General features: G+C 74.3%; 13 protein-coding genes. 2 read left to right on the top strand and 11 right to left on the bottom strand.

Translation table 11 applies throughout. The features are described from left to right. Nucleotides 1-18 precede the first annotated feature (18 nt). On the bottom strand, nt 19-1,389 hold the full coding sequence (locus K1T35_RS21305) for a M14 family zinc carboxypeptidase (protein ID WP_220261874.1): 1,371 nt from the start codon (nt 1,387-1,389) through the stop codon (nt 19-21). Nucleotides 1,390-1,421: 32 nt separating this feature from the next. Here K1T35_RS21305 and K1T35_RS21300 point away from each other — a divergent pair, with 32 nt between their 5' ends. Beyond that, nucleotides 1,422-2,030, top strand: coding sequence for a TetR/AcrR family transcriptional regulator (locus K1T35_RS21300; RefSeq protein WP_220261873.1), 609 nt, complete (start codon nt 1,422-1,424; stop codon nt 2,028-2,030). Nucleotides 2,031-2,111: 81 nt separating this feature from the next. Continuing rightward, nucleotides 2,112-3,089, top strand: coding sequence for an ABC transporter substrate-binding protein (locus K1T35_RS21295; RefSeq protein WP_220261872.1), 978 nt, complete (start codon nt 2,112-2,114; stop codon nt 3,087-3,089). A 7-nt stretch (nt 3,090-3,096) separates the two neighbouring features. Here the strand turns inward: K1T35_RS21295 and K1T35_RS21290 are convergent, their stop codons facing one another. The 10 genes from K1T35_RS21290 to K1T35_RS21245 form a co-directional block, all read right to left on the bottom strand. Further along, complete coding sequence (locus K1T35_RS21290; protein WP_220261871.1) at nt 3,097-3,855, bottom strand: class I SAM-dependent methyltransferase; 759 nt, start codon at nt 3,853-3,855, stop codon at nt 3,097-3,099. Between the two features lie 49 nt (nt 3,856-3,904). Beyond that, entirely contained in the window at nt 3,905-4,444 is a 540-nt protein-coding gene (locus tag K1T35_RS21285) for a BON domain-containing protein (protein WP_220261870.1), read from the bottom strand. A gap of 77 nt (nt 4,445-4,521) precedes the next feature. After that, nucleotides 4,522-5,172: a TetR/AcrR family transcriptional regulator gene (locus tag K1T35_RS21280; protein WP_220261869.1), complete on the bottom strand. Its 651-nt coding sequence runs from the start codon at nt 5,170-5,172 to the stop codon at nt 4,522-4,524. A gap of 7 nt (nt 5,173-5,179) precedes the next feature. Beyond that, nucleotides 5,180-6,439 (bottom strand): MFS transporter, encoded by a 1,260-nt coding sequence (locus K1T35_RS21275; RefSeq protein WP_220261868.1) that lies wholly within the window; start codon nt 6,437-6,439, stop codon nt 5,180-5,182. Further along, nucleotides 6,432-8,207, bottom strand: coding sequence for an ABC transporter ATP-binding protein (locus K1T35_RS21270; protein ID WP_220261867.1), 1,776 nt, complete (start codon nt 8,205-8,207; stop codon nt 6,432-6,434). Before K1T35_RS21270 ends, K1T35_RS21275 begins: the two co-directional genes overlap by 8 nt. Continuing rightward, a complete protein-coding gene (locus K1T35_RS21265; RefSeq protein ID WP_255622378.1) occupies nt 8,204-10,012 on the bottom strand; it encodes an ABC transporter ATP-binding protein in 1,809 nt (602 codons plus the stop codon). The genes K1T35_RS21270 and K1T35_RS21265 overlap by 4 nt, the downstream gene beginning before the upstream one ends. Further along, nucleotides 10,009-11,508: an ABC transporter ATP-binding protein gene (locus K1T35_RS21260; protein WP_220261866.1), complete on the bottom strand. Its 1,500-nt coding sequence runs from the start codon at nt 11,506-11,508 to the stop codon at nt 10,009-10,011. The genes K1T35_RS21265 and K1T35_RS21260 overlap by 4 nt, the downstream gene beginning before the upstream one ends. Further along, nucleotides 11,505-12,278, bottom strand: coding sequence for an ABC transporter permease (locus K1T35_RS21255; protein WP_220261865.1), 774 nt, complete (start codon nt 12,276-12,278; stop codon nt 11,505-11,507). Before K1T35_RS21255 ends, K1T35_RS21260 begins: the two co-directional genes overlap by 4 nt. After that, the gene (locus K1T35_RS21250; protein ID WP_220261864.1) at nt 12,275-13,222 is read right to left on the bottom strand and encodes an ABC transporter permease; all 948 of its coding nucleotides are present in this window, start codon (nt 13,220-13,222) and stop codon (nt 12,275-12,277) included. The genes K1T35_RS21255 and K1T35_RS21250 overlap by 4 nt, the downstream gene beginning before the upstream one ends. Further along, nucleotides 13,219-14,769 carry an ABC transporter substrate-binding protein gene (locus K1T35_RS21245; protein WP_220261863.1) on the bottom strand — a complete coding sequence of 517 codons (1,551 nt, stop codon included), beginning with the start codon at nt 14,767-14,769 and terminating at the stop codon, nt 13,219-13,221. The genes K1T35_RS21250 and K1T35_RS21245 overlap by 4 nt, the downstream gene beginning before the upstream one ends. Nucleotides 14,770-14,928 lie beyond the last annotated feature (159 nt).

Genomic DNA, 14,928 nt, shown 5'->3' with positions numbered 1-14,928 from the left:
GAAAGCGCGCTCGGCCGATCAAGCGATTTCGGCGCTCCTCGCCATCGACCTGCCCGTCGCTGTCCGGTCCGACTCGCGGGCCTGGGTGGTGGCCCGGGCGGCGGCGAGCAGGACCGCGCCCAGCTGCACCGCCACCGGCCTGCGGACCTCGATGGGCGGGCCGGGGGTGTCGGCAACGGCCTCCCCCACCCACCGGTCGAAGGTGTCCCCGAGCACGCGCCGCTGACTGCGCACGGCGGGCGTCGGGCTGCCCGCGGCGATCTCGGCGTCGAGCATGCGCAGGAAGGTGCCGAGCAGGCGGAGCCGGAGCAGGTGCAGCGCCTGCCGGTGGTCGAACTCCTCCGCCACCGTGGCGAGCCGGTCCTCGCCGGACGGGGCTTCGCGTTGCTCGACGAGCGTGCGGAAGGTGCCGAGCGTGGCGCGCAGCGAGCGCTCGAACGGCGATCGAACGGTCAGATCGTCCGCAACGGCCGCGAATGCGGCATCCAGCGTGTCGAGCGCTTCCCACCGGGCCGCCGCGCCGCTCGCCACCAGCTGTTGGCGTCCGGTGCCGGTCTCGCTCCGGTCGGCCACGCGCTGGTCGGCCCACATGGGCACCTCCGGCACGATGTGCAGCGCACCGAACCGAGCGGCGTAGTCGGCGCTGCCCGCGCCCGCCCCGAACATCGCGCCAACGCGCGCACCGTCGTGCGTGGAGTAGACGGCCGGGGCGATCAGCCGTGAGCCCGGCAGCTCCGGTTCGCCGTGGTGCAGCGGCAGCCCCTCGATGGCCGCCAGCTCGGCGAGCTGACGGGCGAGCTCCGGGTCGTCGCGGTTGAGGTAGAAGAAGACCCCCTGGTGCTCCCCGTTGTGCAGCGAGCACACGAGCGACGGCTCCACCTCGTCCATCAACCGCATCAGCGCCGCGGTCTCCGGAAGCGTCCGGTCGAACCAGTAGTCCGTGCCGGCCAGTGGGAACGTCCACTCGACCTGTTCGACGGGGTCGGGGCGGTAGAAGTGCTCGGCGTAGGCACGGCGGTCGCCCGGCGTGCCGAACCAGCCCTCGTTGAGCCGGGCGCCGTCGGGGTCCGCGCACGGGAGGAGGTGCCAGCGGTACCCCAGTTCCGCGCGCAGCGCGGCGTCCCGGCACAGCAGCGAGGCCAGTACGGCGACGGTGAGGCCGCCGACCGGTTCGTTGGGGTGTGGCCCGCCGATGACGACGGCGTCGGCCGGACCGTCGCCGACGGTCAGCACGCGCAGCGGCTCCCCCAGCCGCGACGTCCCGATCCGCCGCACCCGCACCAGATCGGGGTGGGCGGCAACCAGGGCGTCGAGGTCGGCATGGAGGTCGTCCACCGACGGGAAGGCCGCGAAATCGGGCACCTGACGCATGCACTCGGCGAGCTTCATAATCCAGTTACTGTAATAATCCGCTTATGAGAGTGACAAGGGCGGAGGCGAAGGAACGCAACCGCCGCGCGCTGCTCGACGCCGCGCGCCGGATCGTCGCCAAGGAGGGCCACCGCGCCCGGCTGGACGAGATCACCGAGCAGGCCGGCCTGACCACCGGCGCGGTCTACTCGCTCTTCGGCAGCAAGAACGGGCTGCTGGCCGCCCTGGTCACCGAGCACGTCGACCCGCACTACGACCGGATCGAGCAGGCCGTCCCGGCCGACCTGGACCTGCTGGACGCCGTCGAGGCGGTCGCCCGGCACTACCGCGACCTCGGCGAGGACCCCGACGCTCTGGGGCACCTGTCGTTCGAGATCAGCCTGCAGGACACTGCCCTACGCGACCCCGACCTTCAGGCCAGGCTCGCCGCCTCCGTCCGGGAGCAGCAGGAGCGGCTCGCCACGCTGTTCACCGGCCGCTCGCACCGCGGCACCGCGCTGACGAGGCGGCAGGCACAGCGCCTCGCCACCGCCCTCAGGACGCTCCTGGTCGGTCTCGTGCAGGGCGTCGTCCTCGGCCTGGCCGAGCAGGCCTCCGAGGAGTACGTCGCCGCGACCGCACGCGCCCTCGCCACCCCGGACGTACTCGGGCCGCCCTGACCCAGGAACCGGAGCGGGCGCCACGACGACCTCCGTGGCAGGCGCCGCCGGCCCGGTGGCCCACCGGCCCGGAGGAGAACCGTGACGTCGACCGCCCCAGCCCATGCCCGCCGGATGCTGGCCCGGCGATCGTTGCTCGTCGCCGCGGCCGGCGGCGCACTCGCGGCGTGCGCGAGCGGCGGCCGGGACAGCGGTTCGACCGGTCGGCTGGTCACGCTCGACGGAGCCACCGCGGCGTTGGCGCTGCTCCTGGGCCCGCACCAGGTCGGCACCGCCGCCTTCCTCGCCGTCGACCCGCTCCTGCAGGCCATCGAGCAGATCCAGGCCACCGCGGTGGCCGACGTGTCCGGCGCGGGCGGCGGGATCGATGTCGAACGGCTGGCCGCGCTGCGGCCGGATCGGCTCGTCGGCTTCCGCTCCGCCGACACCGAGCCGGTCCTCGCCGGGCTCGCGGCCCTGCACGCCGTCGAGCGCACGGGCGACCACGAGGCCGACTGCCGCGCGCTCGCCGCCGGGATGAGGGCCGACGCGAGCAATCTCCTCGACGACGTGCACCGCCGGACCACCGAGCTCGCCGCACGGCTGCGCACGGGCTCGCCGCCCACGGTGTCGGTGCTGTCGCCCGGTCTCGACGGACAGTCGCTCTACCTGCTCGGCGCCGGGACGCCCGCGGGCACCGTCGTGGGGGCGCTGGGCCTGCCGCGGCCCGCGGCCCAGCGGGGCCTCACCGACCCGGCCACGCCGTTCGTCCCGGTGTCGGCCGAGCGCATCGGCGAGCACGACGCCGACCTCGTCCTGCTCCTCACCGGGCCGACCGCCGACCCCACCTTCCTGCGCGACCAGCCGCTCTGGCAACGGCTCGGTGCCGTTCGGGACGGCCGCGTGGTCGAGGTGGACGCGATTCGGTGGGCGACGATGTCGTGCGCGCTCGGCACCCTCTGGGTGCTCGACGACCTCTCCGCGGTGCTGCTCGGCGAGGGCACCGTCGTCACCGGTGCGGCGTCACCCGCCGGGCTGGGCCGCCTGCGCGACTACCGCGCGCGGTACGTGCCCGGATGACGGTTGATCAGCGGCCGTAGACCGACACGTGCCGCACGCTGCGCGCGTCGAACGGCTCGCCCGACCAGCCACCCCAGCGGGCCCGCAACCGCAGACCGGCGAGCCGGGCCATGAGGTCCAGCTCGCTCGGCCAGACGTAGCGCAGCGCGAGCGGGTGGAGCTGAATGCCCTCACCGGTGAACCCGATGTGGCACTTGTCGACGCGCTGGGTGACCCGGTCGAAGCGCCCGGCCTCGACGGAGACGCGGTCGGCGGCGATGTGCATCGCATCGACGTACTGGTCAATGCCGTCGCGCTCCTGGCGCAGGCCGTACATCGGGTCGGGCACGACGTTCTCCACGACGAACACACCGTCGTCGGTGAGGTGGCGTGCGGCATTGGCCACGCACTCGACCTGCTCGTCCTGGGTGAGCAGGTTCATCAGCGAGTTGAACACGATGTAGACGAGCCGGTAGCGGTCCGGCAGCTCTACGACGGCCATGTCGCCGCAGGTGACGGCGAGCGCGTCGCCTCCCGGCTTCGCCCGCAGCTGCTCGATCATCGACTGGGACAGTTCGATGCCGTCCACGCGCAGGCCGGTCGCGGCGAGCGGCAGCGCGATCCGGCCGGTGCCGATCGCGAGCTCCAGCGCAGGCCCGTCCCCCGCCAGCTGGGCGAGGCGGGCGACGGCGGCCTCCTCGTCGCCCGTTGGCTGCTCGTCGTAGGTGGCCGCGACCATCGGGCCGAAGCTCGTGCGCGGGTCGAAGGACATCGCGTCGAAGGGCACGGCGCCATTCGAGCGCGCCGCCCGTCCGACGGACAACTGAATTCCCGGGTCAGCGCTCCGACCGTTGCAGGCCGATGACGTTGGGGGCCACGGTGTCCGGGGTGTGCAGCATGTTCTCGACCTGGCGCACGCCCGCCACCTTCCCGACGGCGACCGCGAGATCGCGGATGGTGGCCGGGTCGTCGAGCTGCCCGCGGAGCGTGACCACGCCGTCGACCGCGTCGATGTTCACCGAGAGGTGACCGAAGCGCCTGCGGCCGAACACCTCGCTCCGCACGCGGTCCACCAGCGTGCGATCGTCCACTGGCGGGTGGGAAGGGCTCAGCCGGTGCCCCACCCGATGGGCTCTGCCGCGCAGGTACGCCGCGTTCCTCGTCGCCGTGCGCCGGGCCCGCTTCGCGGTGCGGCGGCCCGCCGCAGCCGACCGCTCCCGCAGCCCGGCCCGGCGGGCGTGCCCGCGAGCCGGATCGAGCAGGTACTCCGCCACAGCTCCGCACAGGGCGCCCAGCACCGCTGCCGCCGCCACGAACAGCACCGGAGGCGGCGCCGGCCGCCGGGGAGGGGGTCGCCGGACAAACCGGTTCAGCATCGTCTGCTCCCGAGGTTCGAACCTGCCTCCGGCGTACCCCCGTCAGCTGCTGCCGTAACGGTGCGCCGGCGTGCCGCTCATCGTGGGGCGAGCACGCCGTCGAGCAGCCGCTGGAGGTTGTCGGGGAAGTTCTCGGCCGGGTGGCCGCCCGCGCTGCGCACGGCGTCCGCGACCACGGGGAAGGCGTCCGCGGGAGCCGCGCGCACCATGCGCTTGCCCTGGGAGTCCGGCTGGTCGTGGTGGGTCCAGAGCAGCTCGCCGAAGACGTACTGCCACAGCATCTGGTGCACGGCAAGGCGCGATCGTCCGGTCAGCCCGCTGCTCGTGAGCGCCGCGAGTGCCCTGTCGAGCACGGGCAGGATGAGGGGGCTCGACTTCCCCTCGGCGATCAGCGGAAGAACGGCCCAGTGGTCCACCGCGAGCGCGGAGTGCACGGCGGTGAGCAGGCCGGTCAGCTCCTCGCGCGGGTCGGGCGACGGTGGCGGGATGTCGATCCCGGCCGCGACGACGTCGAGCATCTCCAGCACCAGCGCGTCGCGGTCGGCGACGTGGCGGTACAGCGACATCGGCCCGCACCCGAGCTCTTCGGCGATCCGGCGCATCGTCACGGCGGGCAGGCCCTCGGTGCGGGCCACCGCGAGGGCCGCGGCCACGATCGCCTGCCGATCGAGCAGGCCGCGACCTCTGCGCATCGGGCGCCCGCGTCCCGCCGGTCCTGCCACGCTCACCGGGACATCATTCCTGTACCGGGACGCCCACGCCGGGCACGGTCTGCCGGATCGGCTGGACGAGCAGGGCGCACGCCACGAGGCACAGCACGCCGCTGAGCACCACCGGGAGCGCGGGCCAGACCGCGTAGAGCGCGGTGCCGATGAGCGGACCCGCGATGAAGGTGGTCCCGTTGGTGGCGTTGATCAGGCCCGCGACCGCTCCCTGCTCGGAGGGTCCCACCGCGAGCGTGGGGCCCGCGGTGTAGCCGGGGATCGCCATCCCGAGCCCCAGCGCGACGACCATCATCCCCGCGGTCATCGACCAGAAATCGGGCCCTGCCGCCACCACGCCGAACCCGGCCGCGGCCACCGGGGAACCCACCCGCAGCAGCCGGAGCGGGCCCCACCCCAGCCGCGGGACGACGCCACCCTGCACCGCCACGAGCACCAGCCCCGTGGCGAACCCCGCGCCACCCGTCACCGCCGCGGTGGCCCTTGCGTCGAGGCCGAGGCGGTCCTGGAACAGGAACCCCAGCACCATCTGGATGGTGCCGAGCGCGAGGAAGAGCATGAACCCGACGGCGAGGAACCGCCGCAGCCGCGGGTCGAACGGGTTCAGCGTCCGGGCCGGCGGGGCCGCGCTCCGCGAGGCAGCGGACCGTGGTGGGCGGGGCAGGACCACGGCGACGGCCACGGTGATCATCCCCAGCACGACCGGCGCGAGGTAGAGCGGCCCGAGCAGCGTGCCGGCCGCGAGCAGGCCGCCGACACCGGGGCCGAGCACCAGCGCGAGCGCCTGCGCCGCCCCGACCGTCGACACCGCACGGGTGCGCTCCACCTCGCCGGCGGTGACGGCGCCGACGTACGCGAGCGCGGCGACCGGAACCGCGCCGACGCCGAACCCGAACAGCACGCTCCGCATGAGGATCATCCCGGTGAGGACGGCGGCGGCCGGCGGGTCCGCGCTGGCCACCGCCCACGCCGAGACGGCGGCGAACCCGGTCAGTCCCGCGGTGCAGAGCGCGAGCCCGGTGAGCAGGACCCGGCGTTGGCCCCACCGGTCGCACACCCGCCCCCAGAAGAGGCTGGCCAGCGTGAACACGAGCGCGGCGCTCGTGATCACGAACCCGAGTTGCACCTCGCCGAGCCCGAGCTCGCGCGACAGCGGCGGCAGCACCGGGCCGAGCAGCTGCTGCCCGGTCAACACGGCGAGCACGGCGCCGAGCAGGAGCGGCAGCACCCGCCGGTCCGCCGGCGAGCCGGCGCCACCCTCCTGCTCATCCATCGCTGCCCCCGTTGTCGCTGCCCACCCTGGCCGTCTCCGCGCCGACCCGCCAGTGCCGGGCCCTGGTCTGCGCCTCCCACATCCGGGCGTACCGCCCGCCTTCGGCGAGCAGCTCCGCGTGCCGGCCGCGTTCGATGATCCGCCCGTCGGCGAGCACGAGGATCTGGTCGGCCCCGACCACGGTGGACAGGCGGTGCGCGATCACGATCACCGTGCGGTCGGCGACCAGCGCGTCGATCGCCTGCTGCACCGCCACCTCGCTCTCGGTGTCGAGTGCCGCGGTCGGCTCGTCGAGCAGGACGATCGGGGCGTCCTTCAGGATCGCCCGTGCGATCGAGATCCGCTGCCGCTCCCCGCCGGACAGCGCACCGCCGATCTCGCCGACTCGCGTGTCGTAGCCGTGCGGCAGCCGTTCCACGAAGCCGTGCACGTTGGCCGCGCGGGCCGCGGCCTCCACCTCGGCGTCCGTGGCGTCGGGGCGCGCCATCGCGATGTTCGCGCGGATGGTGTCGTCGAACAGGTACACGTCCTGGAACACCACGGAGACGTGTCGGTAGATCTCGGAAGGATCGACGGTGCGCAGGTCGACCCCGCCGATCCGGACGGTCCCCGCGTCGGGGTCGGCGTAGCGGGTGAGCAGCTTCGTCACGGTCGTCTTGCCCGAGCCGGACGGGCCGACGAGCGCGGTGAAGCTGCGCGCCGCGACGGTGAACGACACGCCGCGCAATACCGGGGCGTCGGTGTAGGCGAACTCGACGTGGTCGAACTCCGCGTCGAAGCGGGTGATCCGGGCGTCAGGATCGGCTTCCATGGGCTCCGTGTCGAGTACCTCGACCACGCGCTCGACGGCGGCGTCGGTGATCTCGAACATCGCGGTCAGCGTCGTCGCGGTGGCCAGGGGTTCGGCGAAACGCACCGCGCCGACCACGACGGCGACGAGGACCGGCACCGTCAGGTCCGCCCCCAGCACGAGGGCCGTGCCGACGGCGGCGACGGCGACCACCCCCACTTGCACCGCCGCCGCGGCGTAGAGCGCAGGCAGCGCGGCCTGGGTCTGTGACTCGGCCTGGTGGCGGGTCTGCTCGTGGAGCGCCCGCTGCAGGCGGACCGACGACTCCCCCACCTGCCCGGTGGCCTTGAACACCGGCAGGCCCTGGACGTACTCGACGATCCGCGACGCCGCGTCCGCATCGGCCTGGTCCACCCGCCGGAACCCCCTCCCCGATATCCGCTGCACGCGTCGCACGAACGGAACGGCCAGTGGGGTGACGACGGCGAGGGTGAGCCCCAGCCGCCAGTCGACCGCCAGGAACACGACGATCAGCACGACCGGGACGGTGACCATCTGCAGGAAGACGAGCGCGACCGCGGAGACGCCGAGCGCGGCGTTCACCGCGTTTCCCCCGACGACCGTGGTGAGGTCGCCGGTGGCCCGCCGTTCCAGCTCGCGCAGCGGCATGCGGCGCAACCGGTCCCCGAGGCGCAGCCGGATCGACTCGATCACCTGGGCCCACTCGGTGTACTGGAAGCCGATCTCGCGGCACCGGAACACCGCTTCCACGGCGTAGCAGGCGGCGAACACCGCGAACCACCGCCAGGCCGCGGCCGCGTCCACCTGCGGCCGGGACAGCTCGTAGAGGATCGGCAGCATGCAGGCGTACGCGCCGGCCTGCGCGAGCGACCCGATCACGGAGTCGCGGATGGACGACACGAACCGGTCCCGGTACGGCCCGGCGACCCGCAACATCAAGCCGATGATCCGCCTCATGATCGAACCCCCCAAGCACGCGCCCGCTCGTGGTGCTCCCACATGCGCGCGTACCGCCCGTCAGCGGCAAGCAGCTCGTCGTGTGTGCCGCGCTCGGCCACCCGGCCTTCGGTGAGCACCACGATCTGGTCGGCGTCGGCCACGGTGGCGAGGCGATGCGCGATCACGATCACGGTGCGGCCGCGGGTGAGCGCCGCGACCGAGTCCTGGATCTCGGCCTCGGTCTCCGGGTCGGCGAAGGCGGTGGCCTCGTCGAGCACGACGATCGCGGCGTCGACCAGCATCGCCCGTGCGATCGTGACCCGCTGGCGCTGGCCGCCCGACAGCAGCCCGCCCCGTTCGCCGACGCGCGTCGCGTAGCCGTCCGGCAGCTCGGAGACGATGAAGTCGTGGGCGCCCGCCGCGCGGGCCGCGGCCTCCACCTCGGCCTCGGTGGCGTCCGGGCGACCGAGCCGGATGTTCTCGACCACCGTGTCGTCGACCAGGAACGGGTCCTGGAAGACGAGCGCGACGTGGCGCAACAGGGCAGGCGTGCCGATCTCGCGCACGTCGACCCCTCCGACCTCGACGGATCCGGAGTCGACGTCGTGGAAGCGGGCGACGAGCCGGGCGAGCGTTGACTTCCCCGACCCCGACGGGCCCACGAGCGCGCACACGGTGCCGGCGGGCACCTCGAGGTCGACGTCGTCTAGCGCAGGCCGGTCCCGATCGGTGCCGTAGCTGAAGGTGACCCCGCGGAAGCGCACCGAGCCGTCGCCCGGCGGGCGGGGCTGCGCGGGCTCGGGCAGCTCCGGCAGCGCGAGCACCGAGGCGATCCGGGCCGCGCCCGCCTTCGAGTCGTTGACGTAGTTGGTCAGGTACATCAGCGGCAGGATCGACTCCACGGGCAAGGTGCCGATCAACAGCGCCACCAGCAGCCAGGCCGGCTCCATCACCCCGGCCGATACGAGCCAGATCCCGGCCGCGAGCACGACGAGCAGGGTGGGCACCGGCGTCATCGCGATCCGCGCGAGCACACCCGGCGTGCGGCTCTTGCGCTGCCAGTTGGCGGTGGCCTCGGTGAACCCGTGCACGGCATCGGCGAATCGGCGGAACGAGGTACTGCCGTCGTCGAACGTGCGCACGACGGGCATGCCCTGCACGAACTCCACCATCGCCGCGTTGATCGTCTCGTTCGCCTGGTCGTAGCGGGCCCGCTCGGCCGCGTAGTCGCGCATCGACAGCTGCATCGCGACCACCACGACCGGCGCGATCACGACGACGGCGATGAGCATCCGCCAGTCCACGACGGCGAGCGCGACGAGTGCGGCGACCGGCTGCGCCAGCGCGAACCCCAGTAGCGGCACCGCGTCCGCCACGGCGCTGTGCATGGCGCGCACGTCGTCCTGGACGATCTTCTTGAGCGGCCCGGATCCCAGGCGCAGCACGTCGCCGAGCGACACCCGTGCGAGGTGCGTCGACAGGCGGGTGCGCAGGACGGTCTCCAGGTCGAACGCGGCCATGTGGGCGGCCTGGAACGACCACGCCCGCAGCCCGAACCGGCCGAGCACCCCGACCGTCGCGACCACAAGGAGCAGCACCGCGACACCGCTGTCCGGGTCCGGCTCGAACAGCTCGCGCAGCGCGTAGGCCAGCGCGACGAGCCCGGCGACACCCAGCACCGCGCCGGCGGCGCCGAGGGCGACGGCGGCGACGAGCCGCGGCCGGACCGGTTCGGTCAAGGCCGACAACGACGCGCCCGGCGGCGGGTCGCTCGCTTCCTCGACGGATGTGCCCTCCTCGGGCCGGACGGCTGTGACGGTCACAGCACCCTCCTCGTGGGTTCGGTGTCAGGGACGTGCGCGCCGAGCCGGCGCAGTAGCGCGGCGGCCGGGTCGGGCGGCGGCAGCAGGGTGGCGACCGGGCCCTCGGTGGCGACGCGCCCGTCCGCGAGCACGAGCACCCGGTCGGCCGTGCCCGCCGCGACCACGGGGTCGTGGGTGATCAGCACGATGGGGACCGTCAGTCCGCGCAGCAGCGTGAGGACGGCCGCCTGGGTCACGGTGTCGAGCGAGGACGTCACCTCGTCGCAGATCAGCACCCGTGGCCCGGCGGCCAGCGCCCGCGCGAGCGCGACCCGTTGCCGCTGGCCGCCCGACAGCTCGGCCGGCAGCGCGGCGGCGTGGTCCGGCTCCAGCCCGACCGACTCGAGCAGGCGGTTGACCTCGGCCCGCACCTCCGCGGCGCGGGTGATCCCGCGCAGCAGCCGCATCGGCCGGGCGAGCGCGGTGTGCACGGTCTGGCGCGGGTGCAGCGCATCGGCCGGGTTCTGCGCCACGAGCTGGACGCCCGCCTTCTCCGCGCGCGACCGGCGGCGCACGTCGGCCGCGAGCACGGCGCCGTCCAGCTGGACGGCGCCCGCGTCCGGAGGGTGCAGGCCGGCGAGGCAGCGCGCGAGGGTCGTCTTGCCGACGCCGGAGACGCCGAGCACGGCGAGGATCTCGCCGGCCCGGACCTCGAGGTCGACGCCCCGCAGCACGGGAGGTCCCCCGGGGAAACGCGCCGTGACTCCGGAGGCCGTGAGCACCGGATCCGCAGTGGCGGCAAAGCCACTTTCCGGCGACGTCGTTGGACGGGAGGACACCAGCGCTCGCCCTGTCGTGGAGCGTGGGTGGGCAAGGACCTCCCGCGCCGGGCCCTCCTCCACCAGCCGGCCCGCTGCCATGACGAGGAGGCGGTCGGCCGCACTGGCCAGGGTCGCCAGGTCGTGGCCGATCCACAGCAGCGCGGTCCCGTCCTCCCGCAGCCGCAGCAGCTCGGCGGTGATCTCGGCGGTGGCCAGCAGGTCGAGCCCGCTGGTCGGTTCGTCGAGCACGAGCAGGCGCGGGCGGCGGGCCAGCGCGATCGCCAGCGCCACCCGCTGCTGCTGGCCACCGGAGAGCTGGTGGGGGTAGCGACCGGCGAACGCCGCCGGGAGTCCGACCCGTTCCAGCGCGGCGAGGGAACCCACGCTCGCGCCCACCGTGCGGAACGGGTTGAGCGATGCGCCAGGGTCCTGCCCGACGTAGCCGACGACGCCGCCGCGCACGCCGGGCGGCGGCACCGGAAGCATCGGACGGCCGTCCAGCAGCACCGTGCCCCCGGCATGGGTGACGCCCTCGCGGCAGTGCCCGAGCACCGCGAGCGCCAGGGTCGTCTTCCCCGAACCGGACGGCCCGACCAGCCCGACCGTCTCCCCCGCTTCCACGGTGAACCCGATCCCGTCCACGACCGGGCGTCCGCCCGCGCGCAGCACGAGCCGGTCGACCTGCAGCAGCGTCATGCGAGGACCGTCCGGCTGCGGCGCACGACGTCGTCGGCGACGAGGTTGACCGAGACGGCGAGCAGCGCGACGAGCAGGACCGGCGCGGCCAGTGCCGCGGGCTGCAGCACAGCGCCCGGCAGCGCCTCGACGATCAGCTGCCCCCAGTCCGCGGCGCCCGCGCCCAGCCCGAGGAACCCGGCCGCCGTCACGAGGTAGACCGCGCCGACGAACCGGACGCCCGCGTCGGCCACCAGCGGACCGGCGACCAGCGGCAGCACCTCCCGCCCGAGCACCCAGGCCATGCCCTCACCGCGGGCGATCGCCGCCTCCACGTGCGCGCGGCTCACCACGGGCGCCGCCGCGGCCGCCGTCACCCGCGCCACGAGCGGCGCGCCTGCCAGCGCGACGGCCAGCACGATGCCCGACCGGCCCGGCACTGCGGTGAGCACCAGCAGGAGCACGAGCACGGGCGGCACCGCCGCCACGGCGTCCAGCGGGCGCATCAGGAAGGCACCCGTAACCCCCCGGACCGCCGCGATCAGGCCGACCGCTGCCCCCGCCACCGAACCGGCGAGCGCGCCGAGGAGGCCCGTCAGCACCACCGGCTGCCCGCCCGCGAGCACGCGCGAGAGCACGTCGCGCCCCAGCTGGTCGGTACCGAGCAGGCCGAACTCCCCCGGCAGCGCGTACGGCGGGCCGACCGGTTCGGTCGGCGAGTACGGCGCGAGCACCGGCCCCACGATCACGAGCACGAGGAGCGCCACCAGCGCCACCGCGGCCGGCCTCATGACGCGCCGGTCCGGAGCGTCGGGGTGCCGATCCGCACCACGAGGTCGGCCACGACCAGCGCCACCAGCATCGCAGCGCCGAGGATCATCGCGAGCGCCTGCACGATCGGCAGGTCACCGGTCTGCACAGCGCCGACCAGCAGCGCACCGATCCCGGGGTAGCCGAACACCGACTCCACGAGCACGGCCCCTCCGACCAGCCCCACACCGGTGACCAGCCACACCTGCACCGCGACGGGCAGCACGGCCGGAAGCACGGCGTGCCGCAGCAGCTCGCCGCGGCCCGCGCCGTTCAACCGCGCGAACTCCACGTGCCCGGACCGTGAGGCCGCGGCCGTCGCGGCCCGGATGACGCGCACGGCGTAGGCCAGCCCGAGCAGCAGCAGGCTCACGACCGGCAGCACGAGGACCTCCGGCACGGCGAGCGGGCTCGTCCCCGCCGGCACCAGCGACACGGCGGGGAGCCAGCCCAGCCCGATCGCGAACACGAGCACCAGCGCGCCCGCCGTGACGAACTCGGGGACCGCGACGAGCAGCAAGGACGCGGTGGTCACGATGCGGTCGCCCCGCCGTCCCGCGCGCAGCCCCGCCCACGTCCCCAGCGCGAGCGAGAGCGGTGCCAGCAGGGCGAGGGCCAGCCCGGCGAGCAGCGCGGAGTTGGCCACCCGATCCGACAGCACGTCGGTGACCGCACGCCCGGTGGCGGACGTGCCGAGGTCACCGCGCAGCAGCCCGCTCGCCCAGTCCAGGTAGCGCTCGGCGAGCGGGTGGTCGAGCCCGGCGCGCGCCTGCGCCTCCGCGATGTGCTCCGGTGTCGCGGTGGCGCCGAGCCTGCTCGTCACCGGGTCTCCCGGCAGGAGGTCGACCCCGGCGAAGACCAGCACCGACAGCAGGGCGAGCAGCCCGACGACACCGGCCAGCCGCACGCCGACGAGCCGGATCACGCCAGACCCGCCTTCCCGAGGTAGGGGTACTTCGCCGAGTCGTGCACGGCGATGCCGGTGACCGAGGCGCGGGCGAGGCTCAGCACGTCGCCAAGCCCCCACACCACCCAGTTGCCGCGGTCGGCCATCACCTCCTGCGCCGTCCGCCACGCCACGGACCGCTCCGCATCGTCGGTGGTGGCGAGCGCGGTGGTGATCGCCTGCTGGAGCTGCGGGTCCGCGAACGCCAGCGACGGGTAGGCCGCCGACCGGGCGTACACCACCGACAGCGGGAAGGGGCCGAGCGGGAACGCCAGCAGGTCCGCGGCGGCGAGCGAGTCCGGCGTCCACAGCTCGGCGGGCGAGACCAGCTCGGCGCGCGCGTCCAGCCCGACCGCCCGCAGGCTCTCCGCCATCAGCTCCGCCGACGCGTTCAGCCCGGTCTCGAACTCGGCGGAGCGGATCGCGAGGGGCGCACCGGTCGCCCCGGCCTCCCCCAGCAAGGTGCGTGCCAGCGCGACGTCGTGGGCAGGCGCCGCGACGTCACCCGCGAAGTAGCGCACGCCGCGCCCGTACAGGTCGTTGGCCGCCGCGCCGTACCCGAGGAAGACCCGGTCGACCATGGCCTGCCGATCGACGGCCAGCCGGATCGCCCTGCGCACCCGCGGGTCGGACACCGGTATGCGCGTCGTGTTCAGCACGAAGCCGTACCCGGTGCGCTGGGCGTCGCCCGCGCTGCGGATCTCCAGGTCGGGCGCCCCGGCACCGGTTCGGGCCAGCGCGAACGGGATGTCGTTCGCGAAGTCGGCCTGGCCCGCCCGCACCGCGTTCACTCGGGCCTGCGGGTCGTCGAGGCTCAGCACGACCAGCTCGTCGGCGTACGGGGCGCCGTCCCAGTGCCCGTCGAAGCGGGCCAGCCGGGCCTCCCGCCCCGCCTCGAACGCGACCAGCCGGTACGGCCCGGTTCCGACGACCTGCCCGGCCTCGAAGCCCGACGTCCCGTCCTTGAGGACGGAAACGCTCGCACCGGCGAACAACACCGGCGGGTCGCCGACCGGCCGCAGCGTCGGCACGCGCACCGTGTGCGCGTCGAGGACCTCGATCGCGGCCGTGTCCAGGAACGCGGAGAGCTCGGACGGATAGGGGCGCTGCGGGGAGGTCAGGTAGCGCAGGGTGTGGGCCACGTCGGCGGCGCCGAACGGTGACCCGTCCTGCCAGGTCACGCCCTCACGCAGGTGCAGCACGAACGACGAGCCGTCGGCGGTGGGCTCGGCGGAGACGGCGAGCCGTCCGGCCGGGGCGCCGTCCTGCATGCGGAAGAGCTCGTCGTACACGGCGCGGGACCGGACGAACTCCGCGGGCGTCGAGCCCGCGTACGGGTTCAACGACTCGGACGGCCCCGCCCCAGCGAACGCCGCCCTGAGCACCCCGCCACGGGCCGGAACACCACCACCGGCGCCCTGCACCGGTCCGCCGGATGCCGGGCGGCCGGCACACGCGGCCACGATCGAGCCGGCGACGACGAGACCGGCCGAGCGCAGCAGCTCACGGCGGGAAAGAGCAGGCACGGGCACCTCGATCGGATGAGTACGCAGTACGCAAGAAGCAAGGCGTAGCTCACATCTACTGGAAACGCTTGTCAAGAGGCGAGGGCCGTTATGCCCGGCGTCACAGGTAGCCCGTGCCCGGAGCCGTCGCGCTCCGGATCAGTCGAGTGCACGGGCCGT

The sequence above is a fragment of the Pseudonocardia sp. DSM 110487 genome (genome assembly GCF_019468565.1).
Taxonomy (GTDB): Bacteria; Actinomycetota; Actinomycetes; order Mycobacteriales; family Pseudonocardiaceae; genus Pseudonocardia.
This window is presented reverse-complemented; position numbering and strand designations above follow the sequence as displayed.

Excerpts from the sequence above, each read along its gene's own strand:
- K1T35_RS21305 (WP_220261874.1), bottom strand. The coding sequence starts at position 1,389 with ATGAAGCTCGCCGAGTGCATGCGTCAGGTGCCCGATTTCGCGGCCTTC.
- K1T35_RS21285 (WP_220261870.1), bottom strand. The coding sequence starts at position 4,444 with ATGCTGAACCGGTTTGTCCGGCGACCCCCTCCCCGGCGGCCGGCGCCG.
- K1T35_RS21275 (WP_220261868.1), bottom strand. The coding sequence starts at position 6,439 with ATGGATGAGCAGGAGGGTGGCGCCGGCTCGCCGGCGGACCGGCGGGTG.
- K1T35_RS21270 (WP_220261867.1), bottom strand. The coding sequence starts at position 8,207 with ATGAGGCGGATCATCGGCTTGATGTTGCGGGTCGCCGGGCCGTACCGG.
- K1T35_RS21260 (WP_220261866.1), bottom strand. The coding sequence starts at position 11,508 with ATGACGCTGCTGCAGGTCGACCGGCTCGTGCTGCGCGCGGGCGGACGC.
- K1T35_RS21255 (WP_220261865.1), bottom strand. The coding sequence starts at position 12,278 with ATGAGGCCGGCCGCGGTGGCGCTGGTGGCGCTCCTCGTGCTCGTGATC.